The organism is Stenotrophomonas sp. GD03877 (genome assembly GCF_029840555.1).
Classification (GTDB): domain Bacteria; phylum Pseudomonadota; class Gammaproteobacteria; order Xanthomonadales; family Xanthomonadaceae; genus Stenotrophomonas; species Stenotrophomonas geniculata.
Genome location: NZ_JAOCCT010000031.1, coordinates 21,666 through 37,680, shown reverse-complemented (window position 1 = coordinate 37,680; position 16,015 = coordinate 21,666). Strand labels below are relative to the sequence as shown.

Here is a 16,015-nt window from a genome sequence, read left to right as displayed (position 1 = left end):
GCGTGGGGGGCTTCGCGCCCCCCACCGGCCACCAGGAATCGAAAATGATCAATCTCCAAGAGTTCAGGTCCAAGGCCAAGGGGTTGCCCGATCTGCTCAACTTCGCCGCAATCATTGAGCCTGGCACAGTGCTCTGCAAAAGCGGGGCTCTGCTCGCCGGGTTCTTCTTCCGTGGCGAGGACCATGCTTCTTCGACGAACGCCAACAAGAACCATGCTGCGCACCAGGTCAACGAAGCGATGCGGTCCTTGGGCTCAGGCTGGACGACATGGACTGAAACCATTCGGTTCCGCGCCCCTGGCTACTACCCCCCCGAAGATTCGCATTTCACCCACGAAGTACCAAGACTCATTGAAGCTGAGCGACGCGAGACCTTCACCGGCGAGAACGTCTACAAGTCGGAAAACATCCTCATCGTGCAATACCTGCCGCCGATTCGGCCAGAGTTGAAGGCCGGCTCAAAGATGAAAGCCGTCAGTGAGATGGTCATCGACGGCGCCGATGATGAAGACGACTCAGTGCAGGATCGGATCCTCGCGGAGTTCAACAAAACGCTGCGTGATCTTGAGGACCGCATGGGCAATGCGGTCCTGATCCGGCGTATGGGGCGCTATGAAGGAGAGGACAGATACGGCGGGCAGTTCATCGGCGATGAGCTGGTGAATACGCTTCGTTGCATCGTGACGGGCGAGGCGATGGAAGTTGCCCTTCCCGAGTGTGGGATGTACATGGACAGTTGGCTGTTTGGTGAAGACCTCCATGCCGGAACAACGCCAAAGCTCGGGGACAAGTTCATTGCTGTAGTGGGTATCGAGGGGTTCCCCTCGCAGTCCTACCCCAGCATCGTGAGCATGCTCAACGAGATGGCGCTGCCATACCGTTGGTCAAATCGCTTTATCCACCTGGACCGACACGAAGCAGAGTTTGCGCTCGGTCGCTACGTGAGCAAGTGGAAGCAGAAGATTCGCGGTTTCGTTGCGCAGATGACCAATAAACAGGGATCGATCAACACTGACGCCCTCAGCATGACCCAGCAGGCAGAGGCAGCGCTCAATGAGGTGCGCAACGGCAAAAGCGCCTATGGCTACTACACATCGTGCATCGTGCTTATGCATGAGGACGCCAGCTGGGTAACAGAAAAGGCGCGCCTGGTGCAGAAGGCACTTCGCCAGGTCAAATTCGCTAGCCGCATCGAAAGCATCAACTGCATGGAGGCGTGGCTGGGTTCAATTGCCGGACATGGCCATGCCAATGTGCGCCGGCCGCTGATAAGCACGCGCAACCTTGCGCACTTGATGCCACTTTCCTCGCCATGGGCGGGATTGTCTAATAATCCGTGCGATTTCTACCCCAAGGGATCGCCGCCGTTGATGCTTACCGCGACGACTGGATCGACACCGTTCAACCTGAATCTCCACGTCAGTGATGTGGGGCACACGCTGATATTCGGGCCAACAGGTGGTGGCAAGTCCACTTTGCTGGCGACGATCGCAGCTCAGTTCCAACGCTATCCAAACAGTACCGTGATGGCGTTCGACAAGGGGCGTTCGCTGCTGCCGTTGGCTTTGGCGATGGGGCACCACTATGACATCGGATCCGAGGAGGGCGGACCTCAGTTCTGTCCGCTGCAGTTCCTGGACAGCCCATCTGACGTCGCGTGGGCGCAGGAATGGGTTGAGATGTGCTACGCCTTGCAGGCAACCGGGCCAAACGATGCCATCACGCCCTCAGAGAAGAAGTCCGTTTACGAGGCCCTGTTAAGCCTGCAGCAGAAGTCGCATCGATCGATGACCGATTTGTGCTCGGAATTGCCTGAGCGGCTGCGCGCAGCGTTGAGCTACTACACGGTGGCAGGGCCAATGGGCTATCTGCTCGACGCCGAAACAGACGGTCTCGCCGATAACCCATTCAACGTGATCGAAATTGACGAGTTGATGAAGCTTGGCGACAAGGCGTCACTCCCTGTTCTGCGCTATCTGTTCCGGCGATTCGAGAAGAGCTTGAAGGGTCAGCCAGCGATGCTGATTCTGGACGAGGCTTGGCTGGCACTTGGAAACCCCGTGTTCCGCGCCGCGCTCCGTTCGTGGCTGAAGGAGCTGAGAAAGGCCAACTGCGCGGTGGTGCTCGCTACGCAAAGTCTCTCGGACGCGGTCAATTCGGGCTTGCTGGATGTCCTCAGAGAGTCCTGTCCGACCAAGATTTTCCTGCCCAACAAGGATGCGATCGCGGACACCAAGGTGTACCAGGAATTCGGACTCAACCTACAGGAGATCAAGCTTATCTCCAAGGCAAAGCCGAAGGCCGAGTACTACTACAAGTCGAACCTGGGATCGCGGCTGTTCAACATGCGCCTTGGCCCCCTGACGATGGCGTTCACTGCCGCGTCCGACAAAAAGCAGATCAGCCGTATCAAGGCGCTACATCGCGAACATGGACAGGCCTGGCCACGCCACTGGTTGGCGGAGAACGATGTCAACTACCACAAGTATCTCAACGAGAGGAACGCAGCATGAAGGTCGAATGCAATCAGCGGGGCGCGGGCGAGGGGCATGCCTGGGTGTCCATTGCGAGGAAATGTGTGCTTGCACTGGCAGTAGCTGGCTTGGGCGCAGGTTCCTTCGTGGCACCGAGTGCGCAGGCGCAGCTCATCACGAACGATCCGATCGCAACAATGCAGATCATGCTTTCCGAGATCAAGCGGGCCGCAGACGCTGCCAAGCAGTACAGCAGCATGGCGCAGCAGTTGAAGACGCAGATCGACCAGTATCAGGACATGGCTCGCAACAGCAAGAAGTTGACCGAATCCGAGTGGTACACCGTGTCCAGGGATATCCGTCGGCTGAAGGACGTCTACAGCCAGACCAAAGCACTTGCCTACGATGCGCAGCAGTTCGATAAGCGATTCAAGAGCACCTTTAAGGACTACAAGACGTTCTCCAGCGAACAGCGCAGCAAGAGCTTCGAGGAGGAGTACGCCAACTGGGCGGATTCTGGCTTCGACAACGCTAAGGCGGCGATGAAGGCCGGGGGTATGCAGATCGACATGATGGCCGATGAGGATGCCCTGCTCGCCGACCTGGTTTCACAGAGCCAGAGTGCCGGTGGACGCATGGAAGCATTGCAGGTGGCGAATCAGATCGCCGCCCAGCAGGTGCAGCAGTCGCAGAAGCTGCGTCAGTTGCTTGCGGCTCAAACCAACATGCAAGCTCAGGCACTGGCGCAAGCAACGCAGCGCCAAGCCGCAGAGGACGCCAACACCAATCGATTCTTCAACGACCCGAAGAAGAGCAAGGGCAGGGAGTTCTGATGGGAACGTCAATCAAGATCGCTGTCGCGCTCGCTTTCACGCTTGCGCTTTCGGCCTGTGACAAGCCGTCCGCGCCGGTCCCAACCGGTGATGCCGGCGCTGGCGTTACGAAAGGGCAGCAGCAGGCAGACCAATGCTACTTGGGGAGCGTGGATGCCTGCGATGCGTACAAGGCGGAGACAGGTGAGGATCTGCCATATGCCAGCGGCGTGAGAAAGAAGGCGGCCAAAGAGAAGACGAAGGGGGCAGAGTTCTGATGAACACCCCCCGTGTGAGCGGACAGGCGGTGGGCTGCATTCTGCTTGCGTTGCTCGTAGTGGTCGCCACGCCAGCCCATGCTGCTGCGGACCTTCAAGATCCGACTGCCTCGTTCGACGGTCTGCTGCAGTTGGTGCAGCAGACAGCCGCCACATGGGGGCCAAAGCTGAAGGGGTACGCCAACACGCTATTTTGGCTGCTGGCAGTGATCCAGTTCACCTGGAGCCTGGGCATGCTGGCGTTCAAGAGCCCCGACTTTGGTGAGCTGTTCGGTGAGCTTTTCAGGCAGGTCATGGTGATCGGCTTTTGGTATGCGTTTCTCCTGTATTCGGTCGAGTGGAACACTGCGATCGTAGACAGCTTTCGCGAGGCCGGAGCTGCAGCGGCCGGCGGGTCAAAAGGGCTCATCCCCTCAGACATGTTCACGCTCGCCGTAGAATTCGCCACCAAGATTGCCAAGTCGGGCGCGGGTCTGGCATCGCCGCTCAATCCTTTCGCGCAGGTGCTCACCTCGCTTGCGTCCCTCCTTGTTCTACTGTGCTTTGCGTTCATCGCGGTACTGATGGCGGTAGCGCTCTTTGAGAGCTACATCATCATCAATGCCGGTGTGTTGATGATGGGGTTCGCTGGCGCGTCCTGGACCAGGGATATGACGCTGCAGTTCCTAAAATACGGTGTTTCCGTGGGTGCCAAGCTGTTCGTGCTGTCGTTGCTGGTGGGCCTAATCAAACAGGCATCGGCAACGTGGGCGGACGCATACTCCCCCCTTTCGGCCGATGGATCCTCAACGTTCACCCTGCTCGGTTTAGCGCTGTGCTGCGCGTACTGCTGCAAGACCATTCCAGAACTCATCCAGGGCGTCATTGCCGGCACGTCTCCGGGCGGCGGCGGCGCTGTAGGTGGAATCGCCGCCGCGGGCATTGCGGCGGCGGCAGCGACCGCAGCGGTCGCCAAAACCATTGCTACGGGTGGCTTGGCTGCACCTGCAGCTGCTGGCGCGGTGGCGAACGCGGCCAACTCTGCAGGAGCTGCGGCGGGCCTGGGATCAGCAGAGGGTCTTGTCGGCACTGCCGAGGCAGCCGAGGGTGCTTCGGCAGGCGCGGCGGAGCTGGGCGAAGGGGTTGGCCGTGGTGGTGCTGCCTCTGCCGGTGATGCGGATGGTCCGGGCGCAATTGGTGGCGAGTCGGCAGCGCCAGAAAGTACAGGTGGGGACGGTGCCGAGCAGAACGCTACGGACAGCGAGGGGGAGGGCGGGCCATCTGCCTCCAACGATGAGACCTACGACGACGAAAGCGGTGATGACGGTGACAGTGACGTCACAGCCGATGAACAGGAGCCGGCAGGCGATGCCGCACAGGCGGAAAAGGGCGGAGGCCTCTCTCTTGGCGGATTGTTCGACGCTGTAAGGCACAGCGGGCGCGGAGCATATGCGGCGGCGGCGATGGTCACCCCCGGCATGGAGACCAACCCCTCGGCCGACGGTCTTACGTCTGGCCCCGGCAACCTCAAGGGGGGCGGCGAGGAGGAAGCGGGATCGAGTAGCAGCGCCGCGCCAGCGCCGCTGGCAGAGAACGTAATCCGGCCGGAGTCCCCTTCCTCTGACCGGCCAAGCAGCGACGCCAAACCGCCGCAGAAGGAGTAACGGAGATTAGCGACGGTCGTCACAGAACGGCCGCTCGCGTGCTCCACCACTAAAGAACGCGCGCGATCAGCCGTTACTGGGCTGGTCAGCGCGTTTCCAGCCATATATGATAAAGACTATATGAAGCGCGACGATAGAAATCCGAAGTCAAGGCCGGCGGCCAGTACGTATGATTCCAGTAAGCAGGCTTGGCTGGAGCGATACGGCACCTACATTGCGGCGGCTCGCAATTGGCGCTATGCGGCCTTTGGGAGCCTGGGCGTCGCATTGCTGGCGGTTGGCGGCCTGGTGATGGTCAAGAACGATCAGCGGGTGGTTGCATTCGTGATCGAGACCAATGCTGACGGTGGCGTTACCGGCGTGAGTGAGATGAAGTCCGGGGCCAAGCCCGAGCAGAAGCACATTCGTGCTGCGCTGAACGATTGGATTGTTGGTGCGCGGGTTGTCTACGTGGACGCCAAGGCCATCGATATGGTCAACAAGAAGACCTATGCGATGACCCTGCCCGGATCTGCGGCCTTCCAGCAGCTGTCGGACTACCACCGCGTGAATCAGCCATACATCCGCGCCGCGACAGAGACGGTGGATGTTCGCGTCGAGTCTGTTCTGCCGCTCAGTGACAACACCTGGCGGATCGAATGGGTCGAGGTTATCCGGACGCGCAGCGGCAGAGAAACGAAGCAGAACCGGTGGCAGGCCACGGCAACTGTGGAAATTCGCTCGCCCACGTCCGCCGCCGAGCTGGTCAAGAATTCATTTGGTGTGTTTGTCACCAATTTCTCTTGGTCCGAACGCCTGTAATGAAAAGCCCATTTAGGAACGTACAGATGAAGCTGAGCATTGGCCAGGCGACCATCGCAACCACACTGGCCGCGATCCTGTCGGTGGCACCGTCGTATGCACAGGAGGTTCCTGCGCTGAAACGCCACACAATTGAGGGAGTGGTGGTGCCAGAGGTGAGCATGATCTCTAACGCACCGATCAAGCTGTCCGACAAGGAGCAGCATGCCGTCGCACTGGCTGCGAAGTGGATGGATAACCCGGACAAGCCGCGCTGGGAGAATGACGGAAGCGTTCGCTACCTCTTTGGAGCCACGCTGCCGACGCTGGTGTGCGCACCCATGCAGATCTGCGTAATTCGTCTTGAACCAGGTGAGACGGTCAATCAGATCGATGCGGCTGACAAAACGCGCTGGAAGTTCGCCCCGAGCCGAATTGGCTCCGCACAGGGTGAGATCACCGAGGTTGTCGTGAAGGTCACTGATTCCGGACTGGAGCAGAGCATTCGCATTGCAACTGATCGGCGCGGGTACTCCATAAAGCTGCGCAGCACCCCCGACACCTGGATGCCGATGCTCGCATTCGACTACCCCGAAGACGTCGACCGCGAGTGGGCCGTCTACGCGGAAGCGCGGGCCAAGAAGGTGGTCGCGACCACACTTCCCACAGGGCAGACGTTCGGGGAACTCGATTTTGGCTTCCGCATGAGTGGGGACAAGCCGGCGTGGCTTCCGTTGCGGGTATACACCGATGGCGTCAAGACCTTCATCCAGTTCCCTGAAAGCATGCAGCACGGCGAATCGCCGGCGCTCGTTGCCATGGATGGAGGGCAGGAGCAACTGGTCAACTATCGCGCCGTTGGCGACCGTTATGTGATCGACAAGGTGATTGAGCGCGCGGCGCTGATTTCCGGTGTCGGCCGTGACCAGCGGCGTGTGACCATCGCCAGGACGAAGGCACGATGATCCACCGACTCCTATTGGCTATTGGCGTAGCTATAGTCCTGAGCGGTTGCGGCGGGATCTTGCGCAAGCCCTACATTTCGAGGGGTGTGTCCGAAGCGGATGCAGCTTCGATTGCGGTCGAAATGGCTGCGTACATTGGCCGAATCCATCCTCCAGCACAGACCATCATCGCGATCCATCTTCCGCGGTTTGCACGATGGCGTGATCCTGTTGCACCCGTGCTGGCGGAATCACTGCGCCGCAGCGGCTTTGCCGTCATGGAGACTGACACTGGAGCAGTGATCCCCTCCAGCGCACACCATGTCAGCTATGCGGTTTCCGCATGGGCAGACGGCGTCTCCGTCCAGATCGTCCTTGATGGAACGATCGCTTCACGCTGGTACGTGCGAAGTGCGGGCGGCGGCTTGCTCGCGGTCTCCCCGTTTGCTGTTCGGGAGGCCAACTATGGCTACTGAAAGCCAGGCTGTTATGGACGAAATTGGCGGTCCAGATGACTCTCCCGACGTCCAGCTTCACCCCGCGCCAGTGCCCCCCAAAGGCCTGAAGCGCATCAATAAGGTGCCGCTAATCATCATTGGCGTGATCGTAGTGGCTGTGGTGTTCGCAATCACCTACACGATGAGCCTGCGCGAGGCAGAGACGAAGCGGGAACAGACCTCTCCGGCAATCCCAGCGCAGATTGACGAGGCAGCAGCCGCACCCGTCAGCGCCGGAGTTTCCACCGCCGCTGATGGCTATATCGCACCCGATTTCCCGGCTGATCCTTCGCCAGCGGCGGGCGGGCCACCGACCCCGATGGAGATCCCGGTAGGTTCCCTGCCGAGTGATGGCTCCGGTTCCGGGGTTGGCGGATTGGCGAGTGCTGTTCCGGAACCGTCACCGGAAGAACAGTTTGCCACGCAGTGGCGCATGTCTCGTTTGGAGAAGCTGAAGGAGCTTGAAGAAGCAAAGTTCGAGGCCCAGCGGGCCGCTTTGCAGGGAGACAGCAGCGGTGCTGGCAAAGCGGAGGACCGTTCGGGCATCCAGGGCATGGACCAGGCCACTGCAGCGGCCTTGGCGGGGCTCGCAGGCGTTGATACCAGTGGTATGGACGCGGAGACGGCGGCGCGCATCGCTGATCTGCAGCGCATGGGCGCCGCGGCAATGGGGGGAGGTGCCGGCGACGCAAACCGCCAAGCGCAGGCGGATAAGCGCGCCTTCCTGGAGCAGCCTGGGAGCGCTGAAACCTACCTGAAAAGTACGCGTGTGCCTGCTGTTACCCCCTATGAATTGAAGGCCGGATCGTTGATTCCGGCCATGCTAATCAGTGGCATCAACTCGGATCTGCCGGGCCAGGTCATTGGCCAAGTACGCGAGAACGTCTATGACTCAGCGACGGGCCGCTTTCTGCTCATTCCACAGGGTTCGCGCCTGATCGGAACATACGACACCGGCGTGAGCTTTGGGCAGAACCGCGTGCTCGCCGGGTGGACCCGTGTGATCTACCCGGATGGTTCGTCGCTGAACCTGGGCCTGATGCCGGGTTCGGATCGTGCCGGGTATGCGGGATTTGCGGACAAGACCAACAACCACTACCTCAGCACATTTGGTAGCGCGTTCATGATCGCTGCATTCACCGGTGGCGTGCAGCTGTCACAGCCGCGCAGCACCGGGGCCGCCGGAACCTACGACTCGCAGCAGATCCTCGCTGGCGAGCTGGGACGGCAGCTGGGGCAGGTGGGTGCCGAGTACGCCAAACGCAACCTGGACCGATCAGCAACGGTCGAGATCCGTCCGGGCTACAAGTTCAACGTGATGGTCAGCAAGGACATCATCCTGCCGCCGTACAGCCGGCAGCGATAATCCAATGGTCAGTCAAATGAAAATTCTAATCACCGCTGGCGCTACCCTGGGAATACTGCTCGGCTGCAGCCAGAGTGCCGAAGCACAGCAGAGCGATGCCCTTCGCTGCCTCGATAGCGTGAAGCCCATCGTGCGAAATGAAGACGGTTCGCTGTCGCCCAATCCTGCTTTCGACGCTTGCCTGCGTAACCCGATCATCGTGCAGCGCGCTGCCAAGCCTGTAGCTATTGGCGCACGGGCCAGTGCCTCCATACCGGCTGCAGGTAGCGCCCCACTGACCAGCGCCGCTCTGCTGCCTCGTCCCTCACAGCAATGGGCAATTGCGCCGAACGGATCGGTTGAAGCAACGATTCGCAGCTGGCTGCCGGCAGGTTGGCAGCTCAAATGGGACACCAAGGAACAGCCGCGTGCTACTACCGCGCTCGTTGCCAATGACTTCCTGGACGCAGTGAAAGCGCTGGCAGGCACGCGCCGCCAGTGGACTGGTGCCGACGGAGCGCGCTTGCAGATTTTGGTGTTCAAAGCGGATCGCATTGTGCAGGTCCGTGACGCCACGGCAATCACTGAACAGACCACCGCGGCTGGTCATGCCATCCGCACTGAACCTCTTTCTGGAGCAACGCCGTGATTACTCGATCCCATATGTTCATCGCCTGCTCGCTGGCCATCTTCGTAGGCCAGGTGGCCGCAGCCACAAGCCCGAGCGTGACGCCCGACGATGACGGGTTCGTGGTAGTGGAGGCGGGCAACTACACCCCACCGCCGCCGCCACCGCCGCCGCCAGCGAAGGTTCTGAAGCAATGGACGGTGCGTGCCAACACCCCTTTGCGTCAGGTGCTGACCGAGTGGGCGCGGTCGGAAGGCTGGCAGGTGTACTGGCCGAAGGCCGACGAAACCACTGACCTGGTATCCGAGGTGGATGTGAGCTTCGGAGCGGCCACCTTCGAGGACGCGGTTACCCGTTTCGCGAACGGCTTGCCGCCGGACGTCAGCATTGCCGTGACGTTCAATCGCGCCAACAACCCCAAGCTCCTGCATGTCAGTGAGTCAACCCGCAGGCAAACCATCGTCGCCGATGGTTCGTCGGAGATCCGATAAATGCGCCAGCCCGCCAAAATGAAGACCCCGATGGTAGCCCTGCTGGGCTTGGCCCTCGCGGGGTGTATGTCTACCGAAGTCCGTAAGGAGATCGATGTACACGACCGCGAGGTCCGTACAGCGTTCGCGCAGCCGGCTGTGGCGACGGCGGCTGCAGTTGTGCAGGCCAACGAGCAACTATTTATTCCCGTTCGCCGGATCAAGTTGACGGCCAGCCAGCAGCGCAGCACGTGGCTGGCGTCAAAGCGGATCACGCTCGGGCTGGACAATGCAGTGCCGCTTGCCACCGTTCTGAAGATGGTGAACGACCAGGGCGTCAATGTGGTCAGCGATCTCTCGCTCGACAACTACATGTGGTCCGGCCGAATCGATAACGCTGATCTGGACACCGTCCTTCGGGTGGTTCTTGGCAATGTGGGCCTGGACTACGACGTCGACGACAGCCGCCAGCTGGTGACCGTACGGCCCGTTCGTTCACGAACCTGGACGCTGAACGTCGGCCCGCGTTCGACAACCTTCGCCAGTGGCGGGGCAAACGCCACCGCGCTGAATGCCAACGACACCGATATCACGAACGCCAGCAGTGGCGGTGTCGGCGGCCGCAGCTATGGTGGAGCTACAACTGGGGGCGGGCAGGAATCGGGCACGGGGGCTCGCATCTACGCGGCTGACAACTTCTGGCAGTCTCTCACCCAAGAGCTGGACAACCGCCTGCAGGTCCGTTTGCCTGCAGGGCAGGGCAGCATTTCAGGGCAATCCAGTTCACCTGCACCCGCCGCCGCTGTCCCCGTCGCAGCTCCGATCGTTGGCGGCGCCGCTGCACCGGCGGCCGCCGGCGTTGGAGCGACTGCCGGCCAGGGTACCAGGTCGTGGATCGGCTCCTATGCCATCAACCCCGAGACCGGCTCTGTGACCGTCTCAGGCCCGGCGTGGCTTCTGTCGGACCTGGACACCTACCTGACCAAGGTCCAGGCGATGTACAACGCCTCGATCAGCTTCAAGGGCGAGCTGCTGATGGTGTCGCGTAAGCGCGGCGAAACCGAAGGCCTGGACGTGACGTCGTTCGCGAAGTTTGCCAACGGTCGGTACAACGCGGTGATCCAGAACAACGCCTTGGGCGGCGTAACGGTGTCGATGCCCAAAGATGCGCTGGGTTCGGTGTCGGCTGGCGCGCAGCTGACTGGCGGCGCACTTATTGGCGTCAATTCTGTGGCCGACTCGCTGCAGATCTTCAGTGCCTGGCTGTCGGAGATGGGCCAGGTGTCCATCATCGAGGAACCGAGGATCACGACTACCTCTGGCGTCCCAGCCGAGTTCAGCAACAAGACGCCCACCTACTTCAACCTGGTCACACAGGAAACTGCATCGGGCGGCATCAGCGGTGCAGTCAGCGCCACCAAGAACACCCTGCAGTCGAAGTCGTTCGGAACGCAGCTCACGATCAATCCGCGATTCGACTACGCCACTGGGTTGATCCGTGCGCAGATCAATCTGAACCATGTTCTCCCGAACGGTTCGCAGCAGATCAATCAGACGATCAGCTCTGGCAACTCATTCACCACTGTGCCGACCACGATTCCGCTGGATACACAGATGTCCTACAACGGGGAGGCTCTTCTGCGTGATGGCGACCTGATCGTCATTGGTGGCCTGAGCAAGGAGAACCGAGCCCTGACCGAAGACGGCTTGCCGGGTCGGAAGGGAACAATCAGCGGGCCCTTCGGCAAGAAGTCGGTATCGCGCGATCAGCAGACCTACTACTTCGCACTGCGTGTCTCGGTAAAGGAGCGCTGAGGTGCGCAAGAAAGCATTACGCGGTTTCACCTTGATTGAACTGCTGATTACGCTGGTGTTGGTTGCCATTCTATTTCTCGCCGCTGCACCGCTCGTTATGGACTACGTGAAGTCCATGCGGAACGAGTGGCGCGTAAAAGCGGCTCAGGACAACCAGGCCATCACCTCAGCGATGACCTTGTGGGCGAGGAACAATGGTGGTCGGCTGCCGGCACCCTATACCGGCGGCGGCTACACCATGACCGTCCAGAATCCTTCGCCAACCACGGCGGCGGAGATCTCATTCAACGATGTCTTGGCAGGGCTTGAGCTGGCACGTAACGCGATCAATGACGATGGGAGCACTGCCAGGAACGTGCGGGTGTATCAGCGTGTCGCGGGCCTGACCCGAGCTGTGCCGCTGTACGGCCGTTCCGGTCCAGCGGTAACGCTCACCTACGACCTCGGGCTGGTCTATCTGACTGAGTGCTCATTCGTAGGCAGCAGCTGCAATCCCAACGGTGCTACAGGACGCCCTGGTGCATCCCCGGCGCTGACTACAACCAACCTCAAAACATGGACGCAGGTGAGCCCTGATGTTGGCGCGCGGTTTGCCTCCACTCTGCCTGCGGAAATGGACATGCTGGCTACCACTGCGCGCCGGATTGACCGTGTCCGTGACGCCTTGCTTTCGTACTACCGCGGCAAGCAGCTGGCCGCGGCACCAACCGACAGCACCAACTGGTATCCAGGATCGAGCCTCGCGGGCAAATCGCCTGCAGGAAACCAAGGTTGCCGCGACGGGTGGTATGCCCTGGACAGCGCTCAGATCCTGCCTCTGATTGGGCTTTCCCGCGAAGAGTTCGGCGTCACGGCTTGGGGAGGGAGGGTGGAGTACTGCGCTGACTATGATCCGCTCGCATCCAAGAGCCCCAATGCTCCCCCGCACGCAGCTGCATTGCGTTTCCTCGCCAGCGCTTCATCGGGAAGCCCGCCAGACCCATCGGTTCTTTCCAACAACGTCCTGCTAACCCTGTAACAGTCAAAGGAGATACAAGTGAAGAAGTTCCACATCAAGCGCCGCCAAGGCGGATTCACCCTCGTCGAACTGATGATCGTGATCGTGCTGATCGGCATCATTGCGGCCATCATCATCAGCAACATGGTTGGTAACACGGATGCTGCACGGTCGCAGTTGCTCAAACGTGTTGCAAAGAGCAGCACCGAGTCGATTGCGCAGATTGCCCGCACCTGTGGCACCTCCAGCGCGATCGCCGGCAGTCCTCTGCCAGCGGCTGGCCGCACGCCTCTGGACATCGTTTTCCTTGGCGAACCCGCCGTATCGGCTACCTACAAGAACTGCTATGCGGACTCGTCCGTGCGGGCACTGCGGGACTCGGTAACCAAGAATGGATCCACATGGCAGGTGGGTGCATTCCCCATGACCATCACTGGCGGTGGGCTGAACAAGTTCACCGTTGAATTCCAGCGAGTCCCGGAGGCGACTGTGCTGGCCTTGGCACAGACCTATACGGAAGGGCTCACCACCCTGGCTGCCTCGGATACCACCAGCGACGTCGTACGCTATAGCGCGGCTACGGGTGGCACCCGTACCGTAAGCGTTCTACTGGACTGACGCCATGTGGGTGACCTGGGTTACCGCAGTGTTTCTCGCTCTGATGGCAGGCCTCGTTTCGCTGACTGCTGGCGTACGTAAGGAAACTGCCGCACGCGAGGATGCCATGGCGCAAGCCGACCAGGTTCAAATCGCAGAGGGCATTGAGCGGTACATCCAGCTAAACGGTGAAGCCCCTGCCGACATAAGCACCCTGATGGATGCGGACGGCTTCCAGCACCTTCGCGCTGCCAGGAATCCCTGGCAGCGCTATGAACGCTCGGCGACGATCAGCGACGGGGTGTGGCAGTTCCAACGTGCCGCCGCCTGGACAGCAATTCGTCCGGACGGGGCCGCTACCTACAGAAGCGAGAACACCTGCGGCACCGGCGACGTTGGATCCGCGCAAGCGTGGTGTGGCAGCGCTGACGGGACGTGGTACCGCAACGAGACGAAGGAACGGTACAACCAAGAAATGTCGGCGCAGCGTATCCAGATGGCGAGAACCCTCCAACTCTTCGCCGACCACTGGACTGCCAAGCAGGCGTTTCCGTCGACCGGGAACGATGGTGCCGTCCTCTCCGGTGGCCAGCATCGGGCGCTCGCCTCACTCGCTGGCTATCAGGGCGCCGCTGGCTCATGCACTGGAGTCCATGTATGGAGCGGCATACCGCTCGATTGCGGCGCGCTGTTCGACGTGTGGGGACAGCCGGTGAAGTACCAGTTCCAATCACCCACGCTGATGGTTCTTTCAACCGAAACCCCTTTCAAGGCCGCAGACGGACTGCCCGTCGTGGTCGCAACCCCACTGCAGGCCCAGGAGTAGAACGTGTCCGCTGCAAAGCAAGATGTTAGTCGTGAGGTCGAAAAGCTGATCGCCGAATGGGGATGGGCAAACCCTCCGGAGGAAATCCGGCAACTGGCTGACCTGGCGGTCCTGATCGGCAGCAGTCATGCTGCAGCGCTGCGTGAGCTGACCACTCTGACTGAGGTTGAAGTCGCTCGGCTGCATGCCAACAAGCCTGCAGCAAAGGACCTGTTGAGCTACGCCGCTGAACAACACCCCTCGGCGGTGCAGCCGGTCCGAGAGCAGATTGTCTCCATGACAAGCGGGTCCGTTTTCTACCGGCAGCTTAGCGTTCTCAGCGTCCATCCCGAGATGGGAAAGCCGGACATTCGCACGCGTTGTGACGGCTTGAACTGCGTGTTGATGACCATCGAGGCTTCGCGGCCGGTACTGGTGTTCGGTACCCATACCGCGATGACGAAGTTCGAGACAATGGGGCGAACAGAGCGTGAGCGCGATCCGCTCACCGCCGTCGCGGGAGAGAGACTACTTCTGGCGGTCGGTTCGAACGATGACATCTCCGTGCTCCTGGCTCGCCATCGTAACGGCGAGACCTACACCAATGACCAGGCTCAGGCGTGGCATGCAACGACTGAAGACACGACCAATCATCCGGAGCGCCGTGAGCTGATCCGCCTGCTCGACCACGCGATCTCCACCAAGGCAACGGACATCGCGCTTGTCCCCAATCTGGACGGCAGCTACGGCGTTTTCGTTCGCCGCTGGGGTGCGCTGACGCCTGCTGCAACGGGCGGAACCTGGCCGCCCGAAGTGGCCGACGCTGCGATCCAGGTGTTGCAGAACAAGTCCGGGGCAAACCCGGACAACACGCAGTATCGTGCACCGCTCGATGGCCAGATCACCTACAGATCGACCGAGGGCGACGCATTCATGCGCCTATCGTTCATTCCTCTGAACCATGCCGGCGACATCAGGGGGCGCCCATCGGTGAGTATCCGGTTGTTCTCTCGATCCGAGAAGAAGATCGACCTGGATGAGCTGAATCTCCCGACTGAAGTCCGTGCTGCGATCGAGGACGCCATCCGCATGCCAGCCGGCGGCGTCGTCGTTGCAGGACCGATGAACAGCGGAAAATCCACGACCATCGGCGGAATGATTGGGCTTCATCACACGATCTTTGGTGACACGAAGAAGCGTGTATCGGTGGAGGACCCCATCGAACGGCATCTGGGCAACATTTCGCAGTTCAACGTTCCCATGGTCATGCACCGTAGAGATGGCACTCAGATTGAGGACCAGGAGCGCTTCAACACGATCATGCGGGGGCTGAAGCGTCACGATGTGAACGTGTTCTGGATTGGCGAAGTTCGTGATCCGGAAACGGCAGAGTTTTGTGTCAACGCCTCGGTATCCGGCTGCCTTGCGCTCGCTACGCTCCACGCCAAGGACTGCGTACTGGCTTTCGACCTGCTGAGCCAGTATGTGGATCCTACGAAACGTTTCCAGCTCGCGGAGGCGATGTCGTTGGTCATCAGCCAGCGCTTGGTGCCCGCGCTGTGTGAGGCATGCAAAGCAGAGCATTCGGTGACGCTGGAAGATCAGCGGCGGTGGAATCAGTACATGCAATTCAGTGGTGAATCGGTCGAGCTGCCTGCAAAGTTCTACCAAGCGACCTCGCATGCTGATTCAGGCTGCACGCGGTGCCAGGATGGGTATTTGGGCTACGCGCTCATCTGTGAGGTGCTGCCCTTTACCAGGGAGGTGCGAACCGCCGCCGGTATCCTTGCCGCCCGCGAGCCAGGTACGGCTCAGGCACGCGATGCCATGGCCAAAGCCAGGACGCTGACAATGGTCCAGTCTGCACATCGCGAGCTGTGCGCTGGGCGCGTTGACATGAACTCGGTCCTGCACCTGTGAGCGCGCCGTT

Annotated in this window: 15 protein-coding genes; all 15 read left to right on the top strand. The window is 60.6% G+C overall.

Translation table 11 applies throughout. From position 1 onward, the window contains the following. Nucleotides 1–44 precede the first annotated feature (44 nt). The 15 genes from N5D20_RS19390 (at nucleotide 45) to N5D20_RS19320 (ending at nucleotide 16,005) form a co-directional block, all read left to right on the top strand. On the top strand, nucleotides 45–2,513 hold the full coding sequence (locus N5D20_RS19390) for a transporter (protein WP_279914869.1): 2,469 nt from the start codon (nucleotides 45–47) through the stop codon (nucleotides 2,511–2,513). Next, on the top strand, nucleotides 2,510–3,307 hold the full coding sequence (trbJ, locus tag N5D20_RS19385; protein WP_279914870.1) for a P-type conjugative transfer protein TrbJ: 798 nt from the start codon (nucleotides 2,510–2,512) through the stop codon (nucleotides 3,305–3,307). Before N5D20_RS19390 ends, trbJ begins: the two co-directional genes overlap by 4 nt. Then, nucleotides 3,307–3,564, top strand: a complete 258-nt coding sequence (locus N5D20_RS19380) for a hypothetical protein (protein ID WP_279914871.1) — start codon at nucleotides 3,307–3,309, stop codon at nucleotides 3,562–3,564. Before trbJ ends, N5D20_RS19380 begins: the two co-directional genes overlap by 1 nt. Further along, nucleotides 3,564–5,207 (top strand): P-type conjugative transfer protein TrbL, encoded by a 1,644-nt coding sequence (trbL, locus tag N5D20_RS19375; RefSeq protein WP_279914872.1) that lies wholly within the window; start codon nucleotides 3,564–3,566, stop codon nucleotides 5,205–5,207. The genes N5D20_RS19380 and trbL overlap by 1 nt, the downstream gene beginning before the upstream one ends. A gap of 120 nt (nucleotides 5,208–5,327) precedes the next feature. Beyond that, entirely contained in the window at nucleotides 5,328–6,008 is a 681-nt protein-coding gene (locus N5D20_RS19370; protein ID WP_279914873.1) for a type IV secretion system protein, read from the top strand. Between the two features lie 26 nt (nucleotides 6,009–6,034). Beyond that, a complete protein-coding gene (gene trbG, locus N5D20_RS19365; RefSeq protein ID WP_279914875.1) occupies nucleotides 6,035–6,952 on the top strand; it encodes a P-type conjugative transfer protein TrbG in 918 nt (305 codons plus the stop codon). Continuing rightward, complete coding sequence (locus tag N5D20_RS19360; RefSeq protein WP_279914877.1) at nucleotides 6,949–7,407, top strand: hypothetical protein; 459 nt, start codon at nucleotides 6,949–6,951, stop codon at nucleotides 7,405–7,407. Before trbG ends, N5D20_RS19360 begins: the two co-directional genes overlap by 4 nt. After that, nucleotides 7,397–8,794: a TrbI/VirB10 family protein gene (locus N5D20_RS19355; protein ID WP_279914879.1), complete on the top strand. Its 1,398-nt coding sequence runs from the start codon at nucleotides 7,397–7,399 to the stop codon at nucleotides 8,792–8,794. The genes N5D20_RS19360 and N5D20_RS19355 overlap by 11 nt, the downstream gene beginning before the upstream one ends. A 16-nt stretch (nucleotides 8,795–8,810) precedes the next feature. Next, nucleotides 8,811–9,422: a hypothetical protein gene (locus N5D20_RS19350; RefSeq protein ID WP_279914880.1), complete on the top strand. Its 612-nt coding sequence runs from the start codon at nucleotides 8,811–8,813 to the stop codon at nucleotides 9,420–9,422. Further along, nucleotides 9,419–9,892, top strand: coding sequence for a TcpQ domain-containing protein (locus N5D20_RS19345; RefSeq protein WP_279914881.1), 474 nt, complete (start codon nucleotides 9,419–9,421; stop codon nucleotides 9,890–9,892). The genes N5D20_RS19350 and N5D20_RS19345 overlap by 4 nt, the downstream gene beginning before the upstream one ends. Further along, entirely contained in the window at nucleotides 9,893–11,686 is a 1,794-nt protein-coding gene (locus N5D20_RS19340; protein WP_279914882.1) for a hypothetical protein, read from the top strand. Nucleotide 11,687: 1 nt separating this feature from the next. Then, nucleotides 11,688–12,704 carry a type II secretion system protein gene (locus N5D20_RS19335; protein WP_279914884.1) on the top strand — a complete coding sequence of 339 codons (1,017 nt, stop codon included), beginning with the start codon at nucleotides 11,688–11,690 and terminating at the stop codon, nucleotides 12,702–12,704. Nucleotides 12,705–12,722: 18 nt separating this feature from the next. Next, the gene (locus N5D20_RS19330; RefSeq protein WP_279914885.1) at nucleotides 12,723–13,301 is read left to right on the top strand and encodes a type II secretion system protein; all 579 of its coding nucleotides are present in this window, start codon (nucleotides 12,723–12,725) and stop codon (nucleotides 13,299–13,301) included. A 4-nt stretch (nucleotides 13,302–13,305) separates the two neighbouring features. Next, nucleotides 13,306–14,106, top strand: coding sequence for a hypothetical protein (locus N5D20_RS19325; protein ID WP_279914886.1), 801 nt, complete (start codon nucleotides 13,306–13,308; stop codon nucleotides 14,104–14,106). 3 nt (nucleotides 14,107–14,109) lie between these two features. Continuing rightward, entirely contained in the window at nucleotides 14,110–16,005 is a 1,896-nt protein-coding gene (locus N5D20_RS19320) for an ATPase, T2SS/T4P/T4SS family (protein ID WP_279914887.1), read from the top strand. Nucleotides 16,006–16,015: the final 10 nt, after the last annotated feature.